The 15,835-nt window shown below is 49.7% G+C and carries 16 protein-coding genes; 10 read left to right on the forward strand and 6 right to left on the reverse strand.

The features are described 5' to 3' along the window. Both IQ260_RS14740 and IQ260_RS14745 read left to right on the forward strand, forming a co-directional pair. A partial coding sequence (locus IQ260_RS14740; protein ID WP_193993866.1) for a YcjF family protein occupies positions 1-260 on the forward strand: 260 nt, incomplete at its 5' end. A gap of 185 nt (positions 261-445) precedes the next feature. Beyond that, positions 446-1,396: a sulfotransferase family protein gene (locus IQ260_RS14745; protein WP_193993867.1), complete on the forward strand. Its 951-nt coding sequence runs from the start codon at positions 446-448 to the stop codon at positions 1,394-1,396. A 6-nt stretch (positions 1,397-1,402) separates the two neighbouring features. Here the strand turns inward: IQ260_RS14745 and IQ260_RS14750 are convergent, their stop codons facing one another. After that, positions 1,403-1,564: a hypothetical protein gene (locus IQ260_RS14750; RefSeq protein ID WP_193993868.1), complete on the reverse strand. Its 162-nt coding sequence runs from the start codon at positions 1,562-1,564 to the stop codon at positions 1,403-1,405. A 157-nt stretch (positions 1,565-1,721) separates the two neighbouring features. Here IQ260_RS14750 and IQ260_RS14755 point away from each other — a divergent pair, with 157 nt between their 5' ends. The 3 genes from IQ260_RS14755 to IQ260_RS14765 all read left to right on the forward strand — a co-directional run bounded on the left by IQ260_RS14755 (position 1,722) and on the right by IQ260_RS14765 (position 4,669). Then, entirely contained in the window at positions 1,722-2,708 is a 987-nt protein-coding gene (locus tag IQ260_RS14755) for an ABC transporter ATP-binding protein (protein ID WP_193993869.1), read from the forward strand. Between the two features lie 98 nt (positions 2,709-2,806). After that, on the forward strand, positions 2,807-3,772 hold the full coding sequence (gene ygfZ, locus IQ260_RS14760) for a CAF17-like 4Fe-4S cluster assembly/insertion protein YgfZ (RefSeq protein ID WP_193993870.1): 966 nt from the start codon (positions 2,807-2,809) through the stop codon (positions 3,770-3,772). Between the two features lie 363 nt (positions 3,773-4,135). Next, positions 4,136-4,669, forward strand: coding sequence for a hypothetical protein (locus tag IQ260_RS14765; protein WP_193993871.1), 534 nt, complete (start codon positions 4,136-4,138; stop codon positions 4,667-4,669). A 212-nt stretch (positions 4,670-4,881) separates the two neighbouring features. Here the strand turns inward: IQ260_RS14765 and IQ260_RS14770 are convergent, their stop codons facing one another. Together IQ260_RS14770 and IQ260_RS14775 are read right to left on the reverse strand one after the other, a co-directional pair. Beyond that, on the reverse strand, positions 4,882-5,940 hold the full coding sequence (locus IQ260_RS14770) for a sensor histidine kinase (protein ID WP_193993872.1): 1,059 nt from the start codon (positions 5,938-5,940) through the stop codon (positions 4,882-4,884). Positions 5,941-5,942: 2 nt separating this feature from the next. After that, entirely contained in the window at positions 5,943-7,094 is a 1,152-nt protein-coding gene (locus IQ260_RS14775; protein WP_193993873.1) for an FIST signal transduction protein, read from the reverse strand. Positions 7,095-7,334: 240 nt separating this feature from the next. Here IQ260_RS14775 and IQ260_RS14780 point away from each other — a divergent pair, with 240 nt between their 5' ends. Next, positions 7,335-8,087: a glycoside hydrolase family 24 protein gene (locus IQ260_RS14780; protein WP_322744967.1), complete on the forward strand. Its 753-nt coding sequence runs from the start codon at positions 7,335-7,337 to the stop codon at positions 8,085-8,087. A gap of 27 nt (positions 8,088-8,114) precedes the next feature. Here the strand turns inward: IQ260_RS14780 and IQ260_RS14785 are convergent, their stop codons facing one another. From IQ260_RS14785 to IQ260_RS14795, 3 genes are all read right to left on the reverse strand, one after another. Continuing rightward, the gene (locus IQ260_RS14785; protein ID WP_193993874.1) at positions 8,115-9,188 is read right to left on the reverse strand and encodes an anthranilate phosphoribosyltransferase family protein; all 1,074 of its coding nucleotides are present in this window, start codon (positions 9,186-9,188) and stop codon (positions 8,115-8,117) included. An 11-nt stretch (positions 9,189-9,199) separates the two neighbouring features. Continuing rightward, positions 9,200-10,132, reverse strand: a complete 933-nt coding sequence (locus tag IQ260_RS14790) for a LysR family transcriptional regulator (RefSeq protein WP_193993875.1) — start codon at positions 10,130-10,132, stop codon at positions 9,200-9,202. 324 nt (positions 10,133-10,456) lie between these two features. Beyond that, entirely contained in the window at positions 10,457-11,716 is a 1,260-nt protein-coding gene (locus tag IQ260_RS14795) for a HEAT repeat domain-containing protein (RefSeq protein ID WP_193993876.1), read from the reverse strand. A gap of 548 nt (positions 11,717-12,264) precedes the next feature. Between IQ260_RS14795 and IQ260_RS14800 the strand changes: the two genes are divergently transcribed. The 4 genes from IQ260_RS14800 to IQ260_RS14815 all read left to right on the forward strand — a co-directional run. Next, positions 12,265-14,136 carry a ferredoxin--nitrite reductase gene (locus IQ260_RS14800; protein WP_193993877.1) on the forward strand — a complete coding sequence of 624 codons (1,872 nt, stop codon included), beginning with the start codon at positions 12,265-12,267 and terminating at the stop codon, positions 14,134-14,136. 231 nt (positions 14,137-14,367) lie between these two features. Beyond that, a complete protein-coding gene (locus IQ260_RS14805; RefSeq protein ID WP_193993878.1) occupies positions 14,368-14,532 on the forward strand; it encodes a hypothetical protein in 165 nt (54 codons plus the stop codon). A gap of 205 nt (positions 14,533-14,737) precedes the next feature. After that, the gene (locus IQ260_RS14810) at positions 14,738-14,935 is read left to right on the forward strand and encodes a hypothetical protein (protein ID WP_193993879.1); all 198 of its coding nucleotides are present in this window, start codon (positions 14,738-14,740) and stop codon (positions 14,933-14,935) included. 620 nt (positions 14,936-15,555) lie between these two features. Next, positions 15,556-15,835: MFS transporter (locus IQ260_RS14815; protein WP_193993880.1), on the forward strand; the 280-nt coding region annotated here is incomplete at its 3' end.

Raw genomic sequence — 15,835 nt, forward strand, 5'->3', positions numbered from 1 at the left:
CCCTGAAGCTATTAACCGTCGGTCTCCAAGCCAACTTAGCCACGGCTGTCGCCGGAAAACTGCTCCAGGGTGTCAGCGCCGCCTATCTCACCCGGATCGCGGGCAAAAGCTTTGTTGACTATTTTGAAAACCAGCAAGACTGGGGCGATGGCGGCATGCAAGCCGTGGTGGAAAAACACTATCGGCTCAATCGCCGCGACCAAATTATGCAGCAATTTGTGCAGCAGGCCATTACCTCCGTGCGCGGAATTCATCAATAACTGTCCGTAGTTTCCGTGGGTGTTATCTAGACATCATTTGTGAATTTACGGCAAATAAACATTCCTACAGCCTAGCTTCATGTCAAATTATCATGTAGAAAAGGCTTCTACAGATGGAGTCTCTGCTCTGTAGAAATACGATGGCGTCTTAAGGACATCATCTGGCCCGTGAGCCTCAACCTACGATGACTGCTAATAATGCTCAGCCTGCTTCTACTTCTGTGCAGCCCACGACGGCTAAACGCACCCCGACGTTTTTAATCATCGGGGTGCAAAAATCAGGCACCACATCCATCTATAACTACCTCAAGCAGCATCCCCAGGTTTACATGAGCCCGGTTAAAGAAACCGGTTTTTTTGAACGGGATTGGGAACAGGAACCCGCTGATGTGCAGCGCCGTAAGAAAAACGGCATCGTGGCGTGGCACCAGTATCAGCAGCTATTTGCCTCGGCGACAGGTGAGCACCTGGCCCTGGGCGAAGCCTCTCCCAACTACCTGTTTCACTATCGGTCATCCGCTGAACAAATCAAACGTCGTTTACCCACGGCTAAGCTCATTGCCATTTTACGCAATCCAGTCCAGCGGGCCTGTTCTGACTATTTGATGAACCGGCGTGATGCCGTCGGTAAGCAGACGCCGCTAGCTGAACAAGTGCGGAGTCGCGGTGACTCGTCCTACGTGTTGTTAAAAGGCAAATATTACGAACAACTGAAGCACTTTATCGATATGTTTGGCCGTAGCCAGGTGGATGTTTTCCTCTATGACGATCTGCGGCACGACTCCCAATCGTTTATGACGGCAATGTACCAGTCCATTGGCGTTAGCTCCGACTTTGTTGCCAACACGGCCAAAAAAGCGCAAACCGCCAAAGTCCCTAAAAATCAGACGCTCAATCGGCTCTTAAAGACGCAGAACCCGATTCGTACGGCGGCCACTGGTCTGATGCAAATCGTTCCTGCGGATTTGAGACATCATCTGCGTGAGCGTCTGATTAGCTTGAATTCTCAAGACAAGAGCCAAGCCACGTTTACAGAGGAAGATCTAATTCTGCTGCGGCAGTATTATCGCGAGGATATTCTGAAGCTACAGGACCTACTTCAGCGTGATTTATCCGCTTGGTTAGATGCCGACTAGCTCCGACTAGTATCCCCCTAGCATCCCTAGAATATAGGTCAGACTGCTGATGGGCGCTGGCACCATTTCGCCACGGAAGTCGAGCAGCTGTACCAGTAGCAGATAGGCTACGGCCAGCAATAATGAAATTGCACCTGTGACAATCGCGACAATTTTTGAACGATCCATATTAAAAAGGTGTAGTCTAACGTTTTGACGAGGTGTGACAGAGCCATTTCAACGCTCTGCTACCCTGGCTTTAGTGAGAAGCTGTGCCTTCTCAACTATACCGACAGACTATACCTAACGTGTGCAACGTCCCAGTTGGGTCGTATTTTGTGAGTTCATGGACACCGTTTCTCCTGCTGGCGCTAACCCCTATGCGATAGTGCATCGCCCGGTGATTGTCAAAACCGAAAACCTAAGTAAAACCTATCGCACCGGCTTCTGGCTCAATCAGCAGGTGACCTCGCTGCAGGATTGTTCTCTAGAGGTGTACCAGGGGGAAACGTTTGGACTCCTGGGACCTAACGGTGCTGGTAAAACCACCCTACTTAAACTCCTGTTGGGCATCATTCGGCCCTCGTCAGGTAGCGCCCAGCTGCTCAATCAGCCCGCTGGCGACCAGACCATCAAACAGCAGATTGGCTATCTGCCAGAAAATCCGTACTTCTATGACTATCTGACCGGGTGGGAGTTTTTGACTTACTCGGCGGGGCTATTTGATATTCCGGCCTCTATATATAAAGAGCGCATTCCGGATCTGTTAGACATGGTGGGGCTGTCTCGCCAAGCGGCGATTAAAAAACAGCTGCGACAGTATTCAAAAGGGATGCTGCAGCGCATTGGGATGGCCCAGGCGCTGATTAACGATCCGACCATTATTTTCTTGGATGAGCCGATGTCGGGGTTGGACCCCACCGGTCGCTACCAGGTGCGCGAGGTGATTTTGTCGCTCAAAGACCAGGGTAAGACTATCTTTTTTAATAGTCATGTGTTGTCTGATGTGGAGGTGATTTGCGATCGCATCGCCATCCTCGACGAAGGCGAACTGGTGTGTCAGGGGAGTCTGCATACACTACTAGGCGCTGCCGACGCCTACTTTGTCAAAGGTCAAGGGGGCAGCCTGGATGTGCTGAAAAAATGGCTCCACAATCTCACCTTTGAAGGCGGGTACTGGCAGGGCTATCTCGGTGGCAATCCCCATGACTTTATGGCCAGCCTACGGTTAATGAATGGCCGACTCATTACCCTCAACCTCAGTCGCCTTTCCCTCGAAGAATTTTTTATTCAGCAGATCGGTCAGCGTCGCACCGCGAGAAGCAAAAACTGAGAGCACATGCGATCAAAAATTTTCTAGAAATGGGGTTCAATCCTAGTCAAATAGGTCTAAAGTAAAAAGCTCCCCCGTGTACCGATTCAACAGTTGTTATGGTTGAGGTTGCCGCTCCTACATATATTGACCGCTCCCACTGGGGCCGGATCCAGCTCACTGGAGCCGATCGACTCCGCTTTCTCCATAACCAAACCACCAACGCCTTTGAGCAGCTATCCCCTGGGCAGGGCTGTGACACCGTTTTTGTCACCTCCACTGCCCGCACCTTAGATTTAGCCAGTGCTTTTGTAGGGGATGACAGCGTTTTGCTCATGGTCTCCCCTGGGATGGCGGCAGACCTGATCGCGTGGATGGATCGCTATATCTTTTTTGCCGACCAGGTCAGTCTTACCGATATCACCGATACTACCTTTGCCATTACCCTACTCGGTGCCGAGAGCAATCGGCTATTAACTCAACTGGGGCTACCCATCCCGGCGGCCAATCCCGGCAGTCATGTCCATGGCAGCTTGCCAGAGACCATGGGCAACGTGCCAATTCACATTACCCGAGGAACTGGTTTGACGCTGCCGGGCTACACCCTAATTGGGGACAAAAACCATGGCCCAGCTCTGCAGCAATGGCTCGTCGAGCATGAGATCGCCAATCTGTCTGCAGAACAGTGGGAAGTATTACGCATTCGTCAGGGGCGGCCCATGCCCAGTCAGGAACTAACCGACAAAGATAATCCCCTGGAGGCCGGACTCTGGCATACCATCTCCTTTGAAAAAGGCTGCTATATTGGCCAAGAAACCATTGCCCGACTCAATACCTACCAGGGTGTTAAAAAACAACTTTGGGGATTCAAGCTCGGCAAGCTGGTGCCGCCAGATGTCTCCCTCAGTCTGGAGGGCACGCAGGTGGGTAAACTCACCAGCGTTATTGCTGACGATACCGGTGTTTGGGGGCTGGGGTATCTGCGTACTAAAGCCGGTGGGGTAGGCTTAACCCTAACTGTAGAAGACACCACCGCTGAGGCCATCGAGCTACCGTTTGTGTCCCGTGGTTACCTTGGGAACTAAACCTGGGACCGCACCCAACCTCAACATCAAAACCGGATCGGCGATAATGTTATTTTTTTATATTTTTCCAAGATTTTTAGCCCTTAGTCGAACAACTAGTAGTTACAATGGAGACGGCGTAATTTTTCAGCCATAGACTGTCTAATTTCTTCGGGTGAAAAGGCTGTCTTGATGTGGGTACTCTGGAAATACATTGAGTATTCAACTTGAGATAGTTCCAACAAGTACTCGTGTTCCATGGGGCAAGTTGGTACGTCCAGGTTTGAAAAAAACTTTATTCCTAAAGCTTTTCCTCCTGTTTGGGAGGGATAGTTTATTGCATATCAATGCGACAAATAACAATCCTATTTAGAGGCTTTAATCATGGCAGCATCCGTATCACGGCGACCACTTGACCGAGCAGTTCGTTTCGCTGTTAGCGACGCTCTCGCATCCGTTAAATCCCATGTGTACGATTTAGAGTACACCCAGCGCCGCTCTCCCGAAGAACTCGTGGCCTGGAATAATTATTTAGCTGAGCTGAGGTCACTACATCAGCTGCTGCTGAATTTACCCAGTCTCGAAACTGCTGAGTGGTTAACGGATGATCAAGCTGATCACGCCCCCACATTTACGCCATTTGTCCACGGCATTAACGATGCCAAAACCAGTATCCGCCGGGTGCATAACTGGTTACTGTCGTTGCCCCAAGCATCCTTTACAGAGGACAGTGCATTCTTCTTAGAGCGTAATCAGTATGTCCATCAGGTAGATCAAGCCTTGAACCAGCTGCAGCGGTTACCTGTCGCCGGTAGTGATGCCTGGTACGCCAAGTATCAGCCTGCTGTTGAGACAGTTGAAACAGTTGTATCAACCCAACGCCCCCAACAGCTTCGAGTACGAGCCGCCGTAGCCTAAGGGACAATTCCCTGGCTGAGGGTGTTTGATTGACGTTGTCTGTTTTAAGTATGCTGAAATTCTCATAAAGGGAGTTGTCTAAAAAGGGAACTCCCTTTTTGCGATTCATAGAGTCTTTGCGACCTATGAAGTGTCGCAAATCGATATCAGCCGTGTTTAATTTGAACTATTGGGCCTTTTCCTGTGGGAAATAGTCCCTGTTTGGAAGATGCTTAATTTTGGCGGGTAGTTTGCTGTAGGGGTAAATGAATAATAAAGCGTGCCCCTGATTGACAATCCTCATAAAACAGCTGCCCATGGTGTTTCTCAACGATAATTTGATAGCTAAGGGCCATGCCTAATCCGGTTCCTTGGCCGACTGGTTTAGTGCTAAAAAACGGATCAAAAATTTTTTCTTGAACATGGGCCGGAATACCAGGACCGTTATCAGTAATCTCAATAATGGCTTGGTGCCTGTGACAGCGGGTTTTAATGGTAATCTCAGGCCCCCTGACGTTCTCTTGTCTCAACGCATCGATGGCATTAGATAAAACATTCATAAATACCTGGTTGATCTGGCCAGCATAGCAAACAACCTGCGGTAGCTCGCCATAGGATTTGGTAACTCGAATTTCAGGATCGTTGGCACTGGCTTTTAACCGGTGGGTTAAAATCACTAACGTGCTTTCCAGGCCCTCGTGCAAGTCGACCTGTTTGTACTCGGCTTCATCCATGTGCGAAAAGGTGCGTAATGACAGTACGATCTCTCTAATCCGTTCTGCCCCCATGCGCATGGATGTCATCACTTTAGGCAAGTCTTCTTGAATAAACGCTAGGTCAATATCGTTAATACAGTCGTTGACCTCCGGTGTGTGGTCTGAATAGAAAGTTTGATAAATAGATACTAGAGTAAGCAAATCCTCCATATACTGCTGAGCGTGTTCAATGTTGCCGTAAATAAAGCTAACGGGGTTATTGATTTCATGGGCTACGCCAGCAACAAGCACCCCCAACGCGGACATTTTTTCTGCTGTGAGCAACCGTGACTGCATAGCTCGCACATCAGCTATGGCCTGTTCAAGTTCTTGACTTCTCAGCTGCAGTGCTTGTTCAGACTGCTGAGATTCCTGCACCGCTTTACTCAAAAGCGACTCTGATTGTTGCCGACTGCGATAGAGCCTTTCCAGGGTGCGCTCCTGACGAGACAACGTCTTTTTTAGTTTACGATTTTCTTTCTCAAGAGCTTTTAGTTGCTCATAGAAAGGAATCTCTTCGGGAGAAATCTCTGTCATCGCTATTCCTCTCCTAACAACAGAGTTACTAATGTCTCCTGATGGTAACAAGATTGACTCTGAGCTTTTAGCGGAGCAATTTCGCCATAGGCATAAAAACCAATGACAGGAATCGCAGGATCTAAAAACTGTTGGCTCAAAGCATATTCTTCCTGGGCTCGAGCCCCCAGAATCCAACGTCTGGCAGCACAGGAGATGAGAAAGGCGGCGGCGGGTCGATTTCCAGGGTAATGAGCCAGCGCCTGTTCAATAGAGGTTTTGGTCGCAGTAATAATTTGATCGTTAGTGGCATAGGTGATTTGGACTGTTGCTTGTTCAGGGACTTCTCCCATAAAGTGAATGCTATTGGCCTGAAAGTCCCATTGGTTGGAGGCACGTAAGTAAAAGTCTTTGCTTCCTGCTTCAAACACAGCTAAGGGATACTCGCCCGAAATGGGTTGATCTCCTATATAGTCTCGATAGAATTGAGTGGCGGGCTGGTGGTCAATTTCATATACAATCTCTTTCTCTGATTTGGTGACTATAGCTGAGCGACTGAGGGGCTGCCAACCGCTAGCCACACCATGGGATACCTTCAGCTCGCCGCCCATAACTAAGATGGGCAAACTGTTGTGTAGGACTTCTCCTTGGTAAAACTGATGGGTATGCTCAAACCGGTATTGATCGCCTGCTAGGCCACCGACAATAGGTGTTGCTGTGGGCAATTGCTCCTGCAGATGTCTGAGCGCTACTTCTGTACCATCTTCTAGGCCATCGGGCAGAACAATACAGAGTTTAATATCGTCTTGATTATTTAGATCTAAACTTTCGATTGCCTGGGCGGCAGCGGCTTGAGGATCGTTTGAGAGATTACGCCCTACCCCAACCTGCATAGTAACCGTATCGGAACAAAACAGCATCAGCGTGATGGAGTCTTCTTGAAATCCCTGTATCGATGAGATTTCACCATCTGTACTACAGCCGATTAGGTTAATGCCTGGAAATGTGGCTTGGATCCGATTTAGGATTAGCCCATAGTCAAAGTCGATGGCGGCCAGTAAGAGTCCAGCCTGGGGCAGCTGATCGGCTAGCTGGTTGTGACACTGGGTTAAGACGTCTGAGATGGCATCTTCAGAGTCAATGTCTGTGCTGTGTCCCACAATAGCTTTAAACATAAATAATAGGGTTAATAGGGTTAATAGGGTTAATAGGGTTAATAGGGTTAATAGGGTTAATATCTTCAGGCTGCCCGGAATTAGCGCATGCCCATGGGTAGTGATAATTATCAGCGTAGAATTTATAGGGGATTCAGGAATCGTTTTACCTGCATAAAAATGTGTTGAATCTGCATCACATCAGCTATCCAATTACTTTAATGAGGTAAGCTTTGAACTTATCCTACTGCTAACTATCCAGTGTCTTCGCGCCCACCGGCTCAGCCTTTTGAAGAAAAAAATACAACGGCCTCTGCTCCCACAGGGTATGGTCCTATATTCATCACAATTTTGATGTTTCTGGGCGTAATTGGGGTGCTGTTTTACTGGACGTCGCCTCAACTTTCCTGGCCTTATCGGTTGCCTCAGCTGAGTTTAAATCCATCTAGGCTGTGGCGTCTGGGCTCAGCGAATTGGGTATCGTCGCCGCTACCGTTAGCGATGCCCGGGGGCGATCCGTACATTCGCGCGTTGATGCGTACGATTTCGGCGAGTGAGTCTAATATGGATCGCCCTTACCATTTGCTATATGGCGGTAAGACGATCGGTGAACTGAGTCGCCATCCGGATACCTGCGTACCGATTGAAACGGGGCCAAATGTGGGGGACTGCACAACCGCTGCGGGGCGCTATCAGTTTTTGACGACTACCTGGCAGGCAAAAGCTGAAAAATATCATCCCTATCCTCCTGGTTGGTTTGAGTTTTGGCAGGTCTATGATTTTTCACCGGAGGCTCAGGATATTGTTGTGCACCGATGGCTATCGGATCCAGATGCCTGGGGGACTGATATTAGTCAACGGTTACAAAACGGGGACATTAACCAGGTGCTAGAACTGTTGTCGGGTACTTGGACTAGCCTGGGCTATGGGATCGAAACTAATACGATGTCTAGTCAGCTGCCTCGGATCTACAGCGATATGCTGCGCGAAGAACTGGACGCAGCTGAGGGATAGAGGGATAAATTAGCCAGTCCAGTCGATTCAGACGGTTGAAAGGTGATGGTTGAGAGCGGTTGCGATCGCATCTCTAACCTGCTCACGTTTGGCCACCACCTGACCAGTTTCTAACAGCGTTTGAGCCCGCTGAATCCCCTCAGCTATGGTGGGTACCCTCCCCGCTCGCCATAGATAAAACCCACCATTCCAAATCACAGAACGGGTCAGTTCCCCAGGTTCTCCGTGAATGCTGGATTCTAGAGCTTGAGCAAACTCTTCATTCAGGTCAGGATCGGCCCCCTCAAATCCATAATCTCTTGGATGGAGCAGCAACCGTTCAAAAACCGATTCCCCATCCTGTAAACTCCCCATGCCAATAATGGCCGTACGGCTACGGGGTAAATCACAGCTGCCTTCTAACCCCTTGACCGTAGTAAATTCATAGGTGTGGCGTAGCTGATAAGTCTCCTGAGTACGGTCTTCGGTGGGCGGATGCACAAAACCACTGACCACATGCTGACGCCCCTGGCAGGGAGACCACATTAACTCCACCGTTGCCAGGGTGGGGCGTTTGCCAATTTGCTCTCGATAGGGAACCAGCTGATGCGCCTCAGCAAAATGCTGAGGAATATAAATAAACCCCACCTGGGTGGAGTCAAACACCTGCTGAGTTTGCGCCAGAGAAAGGGACTGCCATGTTAACCCTAGGGATTGCCAAATATCGACCAGGGGGAGTCCCATCTTGGTGGGCATGCGATCGCCACCGTGGAGAATAGCCGGTACCCCAGCGGACGCCAGGATGAGTGCTGTCAGGGGGGTAACTGGCGCATGGCGTTGACGACCATCGTAAGGGGTGTTTAAAACCATGGCCGGGTGAGCTTTTGAGGATACCCTTAAACGTCCCCCCATCTGGTCATAACAATCCAGCATCCCAGCCAGTTCTGGAATGCTGGGACGTTTGATCCGCTGGGCAATCATAAAAGCACCAATTTGAGCAGGGGTGGCGGTTTGCTCCAGCAGCATCCGAGTGGCCAGGGCCGATTCTTCCCGACTGAGATGTTTTGAGGTATGAGTGCCACTGCCGACCTTTTTCAACAGGTCTCTAAAAACATTGCTCATGATAAAACGTGCTAATTGAAAGCCATTAAACCGGGTAGATCGCTTAGCTGGCTAACGCTGTCGTCCGCCAGGCGCTGAACCATCTCACAAAACTGTCGTACCGGCGGCAGCCGCAGCCGATCTTGGGTGGTGACCATGACCACTTGACGAGTCAGGATAGGAGCCGCCGTACTACGCACGGCTAAACCTGGATCGCGACGACTCTCCGCCAGGGCCGACTGGGGTAACAGGGCAATCATTTTCCCTTGGCGAACCACCCCTCGAAAGGCGTCCAGGGTGTTGAGCTCTAAGGCCATTTTTAACTCTGTCTCGGGCACCTGCGACTGGACCAGACGCTGCATTCCGTAACCGTCCTTAAAGACCACATGGGGGTAACGAGCAATTTCAGCCCACGGTGCAGGACTAAAGCTGGCCAACGGATGATCGGCGGCCATCAGCACTTCCACATGATCCTCATATAAGGGGGTAACCGCCATCTCTTGGGAGCTAGTCAGCATCGGGTTATGCATGACAATGGCAATGTCAACTAGGCCATCTCGCAACACTTTGAGGGAGCGATCGCTGCCTAGGGCCGTCACCCGCAGCTGTACTTGGGGATAGTGCTGACAAAACTGGGTAATGATGGGGGGTAAAAAGTGAGAACACACTGACTGAATTCCCGCCACACAGAGTTCTGGCTGCCGACCTTCTAGTAAATCGGCAATTTCGCTAGCCGCTTGCTTCCATTCGTTACAAATGCGTCGGGCCCTGGGCAGCAGCTGCTCTCCGCCAATGGTGAGCTTGGCCTGGGACGTCCGATGAAACAGGGGCATACCCAAGTCATCTTCGAGACCTCGAATTTGTCGGCTAACCGTTGATTGGGTAATCCCACATTGGCGAGCAGCAGCCTGAAAACTACCGGTTTCGGCAATCGCTAAGAATGCTTGTAGCTGTTCTATGCGCATAGACTGATGGGGGAGGGTGGGGTAAATAGACACCAAAACTGGTGAGCCGTTATTACACTCTAGGCAGCCTCACCATCCCATGTGGTGTGTCTGGCTACCGGTGGCAGACCAACTGGGCAAATATTTGACAAATTCTTGTTAAAGAAGCCTGATAATAATTTAGATATTGAGTTGCAGATGCTGAATTCAAAATTTATCTTAAAGTTCTTTTTCTGGAGATATAGTCCAGACGCTTAGGTAAAATCTCATATATCCTGCTGATTTTAATAGGCTGGGGGCAGCTGTGACCAGCTTGTTAGTGCGGAAATAGAATATCGCCACAGATCACCAGAGAGTGAGGACATCAGTGGGTTGTCCAGGCAGCTGATGGAGATAGGTGGTCACGCGCTCAAGGCTTTGTTCAGAATCCAATCGTTTGAGTGCAGCAATGGTGTGGATGGCAATGGTGTCTGCAGGGTGGTGAAGCAGCGGCAGTAACGCGTCAAATGATTGAGGCTGATTTAAGCTGGCCAATGCCATGATAATGGCTTGAACCACTGCTACATCAGGCTGATTTTGCAAATGGTGAATCAAGCTGTGGGTCGCTTGGGGAGCCATCGCTCCCTGATGCAAGTCTCCCAGGACTCGAATAATGGCCACGGATAGCTGAGTTTTCTGGCTGGGAGATGGCCGCTGAGATTGGTCAAGATCGTGTTCCCCATGGGAACTGCTGAACTCACTTAGGGCCTGGGTTAGGAGGGTAAAGGCGCGCTGGCAGGACTGGCTCTGGTCACCTGAGCGCCCATCGCAATACCACTCCAAAGCCCGCACCGTATCGATCCGCAGAGCCATGGGGGTGTGGGCCGATAGCAGCACCTGCTGCAACGCCTCCAGCGTATCCTCTGTCCCCAAACGTCCCAGAGCCAGGGCTGTCTGGCAGCTGACGGCCAAATCAACATCCCACAGCAGCGGCTGCAGCTGCTGGCTCAGCTGACACTGGGTTTGTAAATCCCGACGACGCCCTAAGGCCATGACCGCCGCCTTGCGCACAGTCGCCGCCGGATCGGTAAGGGCTGCTAATAAAACAGGTGTGACCACAGCGCTATGAAAGCTACCCAGGGCATCAATGGCATAGTAGCGAACCTGGGCATCTTCATCCTGGGCCACACCAATCATGGCTGGAATGACACCACTAGAGCGCACCTGGTTGAGAGCCTTGGCGGCCAGCAGACGCCGCTGTGGACTCTCTAAGAGCTGGCTCAAAACCTCAATGGCAGCGGCTCCCATGGCTGCCAGGGTTTCAATGGCAAAGGTACTCAGTTCGGTTGCTTGTTCAGCAGTGCGGTGGGGATAGGCCGCAGTGTCGTCAATTTGGGCGGCAATGGCCGCAATCACATCGGGGTCAGGAAAATGACCGAGGGCACGAATGGTAAACCAGTGGGTTTCTGCATCCGCCGTCGGGTCGTTGAGTAAAGCTAAGAGGGGTGCGATCGCACCCCTTCCTTCCCGCACAATCAGCTTTGAGCTATTCCATTTCTGCCCAAAGTCACCCGTTTGAAAGTGCTGCCAGTGGTCCGTCTGATTTTGCAACTTTGAGGTTTCCACGCTGCTAAGCCCCCTTGATGGTGGCATATGTGCACTCCACGGACGTCTCACTTATTATCCCGTGAAAATGAGTGTCGATCAAAATATATATGCACAGATAGAGGTTGAAAATGCAACTATTGCATGCCCAATCAAAACTAAGCGGGCTATATGAGTCCACGGTCAATAGCTGACAACCAGTGGTACCGCGCTCAATTCAAACGATTTAACCAAGCCTATTAGTCAGATTACTCAGACAGAATAGCTCGCTCCCTATCGACTCACTCAATGAGGAAATTGCATTGAATCTATGCGAAAAGCGCAGCACTTTAGTTCAAATAGTAGCTGACAATACAAAAAAATAAAAAAGATCTCAATATTCTTAGTTTAACTCGATAGCAAGCGAGCTAAATGAACTCCTGAAGCGGTTCCTTATAAGTGTGTCTAACGGGGCAGAGCCATAGGTTCTACAAGAATCTTGGTCTTTTGCTCCCGTTTTTTTTGCTTCACTGGGCGTCTGCCGAGGGGCGCTAAGGGTGGTTTTTGTTAACTATGTTGGGAGTGCTGCTGTGGTAACCACATCCACTACTGAGAAGAAAAAGGTAAAACTCAATAAGTTTGAAAAATACAAAGCCGAAAAGGACGGTTTAGCCGTTAAGGACGAACTACAAAAGTTTGCTGAGATGGGGTGGGAAGCCGTTGATGAGACTGATTTAACCCAGCGCCTCAAGTGGTTAGGCATTTTCTTCCGACCAGTCACCCCCGGCAAATTTATGCTGCGTCTGCGCATGCCCCACGGGTTAATCTCTTCTGAGCAAATGCGTGTTCTAGCTGAGGTTGTTCAGCGATACGGGGATGATGGCAGTGCTGATATTACCACTCGCCAGAACCTACAGCTGCGGGGCGTTCATTTAGAAGACATTCCTGATATTTTCTCTAAAATGCATGCCGTGGGTCTGACTTCAATGCAGTCGGGCATGGATAATGTGAGAAATATTACCGGCTCCCCGGTGGCGGGGATCGACGCCAACGAACTGATTGATACCCGTGAATTGGTCCAGGCTGTCCAGGACATGATTACCAACGGTGGCGAAGGTAATTATGAGTTTACAAACCTACCTCGCAAGTTCAATATCGCCCTGGAAGGGAGTACCGACAACTCGATCCATGCCGAGATTAACGATATTGCCTTTGTCCCCGCCTATAAAGACGGTGCCCTAGGCTTTAACGTCCTGGTCGGTGGTTTCTTCTCTTCTACGCGCTGTGCGGCAGCAATTCCCCTAGACGCCTGGGTTCCCCCTGAGCACGACGATGTAGTCGGACTGTGTCGAGCGATTCTCTCGGTCTATCGGGACAATGGTTCTCGAGGTAATCGTCAAAAAACCCGCTTGATGTGGCTGATTGATGAGTGGGGGTTAGAAACCTTCCGAACCGAAGTTGAGAAAAGTTTTGGGAAGCCTCTCCCTAAGGCTGCCGCTGAAGATGCCTTAGATGCTGACAAGCGAGACCATATTGGCGTTTTTCAACAAAAGCAAGAAGGGTTTAACTACATTGGCCTACATGTGCCGGTGGGGCGTCTGCAGGCAGACCAAATGCTTGATTTAGCCCGTGTGGCAGAGGTCTATGGCAATAGCGAGATCCGCCTCACGGTTGAGCAGAATGTCATCATTCCCAATGTGCCGGATAGCCGCTTGGCTGTCTTTTTATCCGAACCTGTTGTAAAGACCTTTCCTATCCAGCCGTCATCGTTGGTACGTTCTTTGGTGTCTTGCACAGGGGCTCAGTTTTGCAATTTTGCCCTGGTGGAAACCAAAATGCAGTCCCTGGCCCTAGCCCGACGTCTAGACTCGGAGTTAGATATTCCAGAACCTGTGCGGATGCACTGGACCGGGTGTCCCAATTCCTGTGGCCAGCCCCAGGTGGCGCAGATTGGCATGATGGGGACTAAGGCTCGGAAGAATGGAAAAATGGTGCCCGCTGTCGATATTTACATGGGGGGTACCGTGGGTAAAGATGCCCATCTGGGTGAGCGGGTTATGCAGAAAGTGCCCTGCGATGAGCTTCCCGGAGTGGTGCGTCAGCTGCTGACGGAGAATTTTGGCGCCACACTCAAGCCGGGGGTGGTCATTGAGGCCCCGGCGGCAGAACCCGAAAGCCCACCTGCAACACCCCAGGTTAAAAAGCCTGCCGTTGTTATCTTTTCTAAGACTGGCAAAGAGATTAACTGTGATGATAGTCAGTCAGTGCTTGCGATCGCAGAAGATGCCGGGATAGAAATAGAAAGTAGCTGTCAGTCTGGCACCTGTGGCACCTGTAAACTGTCACTCCTAGAGGGAAAGGTTCGCTATGAAGGTGATCCCGCAGCTTTAGAGGCTGGAGAAACCGGTGCTATCCTCACCTGTATTGCTCACCCAGAAGGCCGTTTGGTCATTGATGCCTAACGGCCCCTTAGTTTGATTTATCTCTCAATATGGGAACCAAAACGCCTCGGCAGTTATTGCCGAGGCGTTTTGACTAGGTGCATTTACTGGGAACAACAGCGGCAGCATGCAAGTAGTGCATTGAAGTGATGCAAAAAAGAGTTTTACCCACTCACAGTAGTTAGGAATGTTACAGAACTTGTCTAACGACCCAGGGCATCATTGACATATCTAAACAGATTTTTTAACCACATGGATAGCCTCAAGTCTTTGATTTTGCCCGCTTTCTTAGGGTTAACCGCAGGTGTTGCCCACGGAGTTATTTCTCACCAAGCTGGGTTACCCATGTCCTTAACCGACCAGCTAGTCCAGCCTTGGGTCGCTAACAACACAGTTAGCTATTCTTTCAAAGACTAGGCGCGTCATCAGTTAACTCTAGAACACTAAACACATCAGGCGTGTAGCGTCTTCCCTAGTTAAACTGTTGAGAGCCTATCCACTTTTTGCAATTAAAGTATGCAACTTTAGCTAGCAACAGGCCCTAAATTTTCGTAAACAGTAGTGCTGGCTACAGAATAATTGTGGGATGCTAAACCTGACGTTATTGTTCAGGGTTAATTTTATGGCTTCCCAAACCCGCGCAATGTCTACTCAGGTTTCTAGCCTAGATAAGACTTTAGCCGCTTCATTAGCTGCATTTTCCATGTTTGTGGTGGGCTACACTGCAGTTCGAGTCTATCTCGCCCAGCCTGCTGCCGATGCAGCTGTGACCACAGTTACCCCTCATCAGGCTGAGCTTTGGTCTGGCCTCGGTCGATAGCTTCACCCTATCCAGGCCAACTGCTGAGACACAGCGACTCAAGAAAGCCCGACGTTTCAACTAGGAAACGTCGGGCTTTTTCATGACTCAATAACCAAAAAGCATAGGCTGTCTAAAATCACGTGTCTGAACCCATGGATTACCCTATAGACGAGATTAGGAATATGGATTAACCAATCTGTGAACTACGCTAATGGTCAATGGTTTGCAGATAAAAGCAGGTTGGGGATCAGCAATGCCCTTTTTGTTGCTATGCAAAAAATAAAAAAGAATATGCAGTAAAAGAATCACCTTGCATCAACGGTATCAAGAAACACATTTTTCTTTGTTGCACATCGATAATCTAGCGCTATGAGTAATTTTGCCTGAATTGCTGCGTTCGACTATCTATCAATAAAAAAATTTTCGTGAGTTCTTTGTGCGAGTTTTTTTGAAAGTAGTTGAACGATAAACAAGCGGTTAAATTGCGTTTTATCTGTTGTTCTGAATTGTCTGTCATCCTGTCAAGGTCTTTGACATCGTCGGCCTTGTTTTACACAGGCAGCAGTTTGAAGCCTGCCCGCAAGCAGGTTTTAGAAGGAAAGTGAAGTGTTTTTTGTCTGTCCAGGAGAATAGAACTGATGCTCGGAGAATTGTTGTCCTTTAGAGGACGCTATAAAATCCTCCATATGACCTGGTTTGCCTTCTTCCTGTCGTTTGTGGTTTGGTTTAACCTTGCACCTTTTGCGACAGCGATCAGAGAGGACTTTGGTCTGGAGGTGGGTCAGATTCGTACCATCGCCATTTGTAATGTGGCCCTTACCGTCCCGGCTCGTGTCATTATCGGCATGCTGCTGGATAAATATGGTCCTCGGTTAACGTATTCGTTATTGCTGATCTACGCAGCTATCCCCTGTGTTA

The organism is Leptolyngbya cf. ectocarpi LEGE 11479 (assembly GCF_015207065.1).
Classification (GTDB): Bacteria; Cyanobacteriota; Cyanobacteriia; order Phormidesmidales; family Phormidesmidaceae; genus Leptothoe; species Leptothoe ectocarpi.

Coding starts and splice junctions, on each gene's coding strand:
- IQ260_RS14770 (WP_193993872.1), bottom strand. CDS start 5,940: ATGACAGAGATTTCTCCCGAAGAGATTCCTTTCTATGAGCAACTAAAA.
- IQ260_RS14805 (WP_193993878.1), top strand. CDS start 14,368: ATGGATAGCCTCAAGTCTTTGATTTTGCCCGCTTTCTTAGGGTTAACC.
- IQ260_RS14810 (WP_193993879.1), top strand. CDS start 14,738: ATGGCTTCCCAAACCCGCGCAATGTCTACTCAGGTTTCTAGCCTAGAT.
- ygfZ (WP_193993870.1), top strand. CDS start 2,807: ATGGTTGAGGTTGCCGCTCCTACATATATTGACCGCTCCCACTGGGGC.
- IQ260_RS14790 (WP_193993875.1), bottom strand. CDS start 10,132: ATGCGCATAGAACAGCTACAAGCATTCTTAGCGATTGCCGAAACCGGT.
- IQ260_RS14775 (WP_193993873.1), bottom strand. CDS start 7,094: ATGTTTAAAGCTATTGTGGGACACAGCACAGACATTGACTCTGAAGAT.
- IQ260_RS14745 (WP_193993867.1), top strand. CDS start 446: ATGACTGCTAATAATGCTCAGCCTGCTTCTACTTCTGTGCAGCCCACG.
- IQ260_RS14750 (WP_193993868.1), bottom strand. CDS start 1,564: ATGGATCGTTCAAAAATTGTCGCGATTGTCACAGGTGCAATTTCATTA.
- IQ260_RS14755 (WP_193993869.1), top strand. CDS start 1,722: ATGGACACCGTTTCTCCTGCTGGCGCTAACCCCTATGCGATAGTGCAT.
- IQ260_RS14765 (WP_193993871.1), top strand. CDS start 4,136: ATGGCAGCATCCGTATCACGGCGACCACTTGACCGAGCAGTTCGTTTC.
- IQ260_RS14785 (WP_193993874.1), bottom strand. CDS start 9,188: ATGAGCAATGTTTTTAGAGACCTGTTGAAAAAGGTCGGCAGTGGCACT.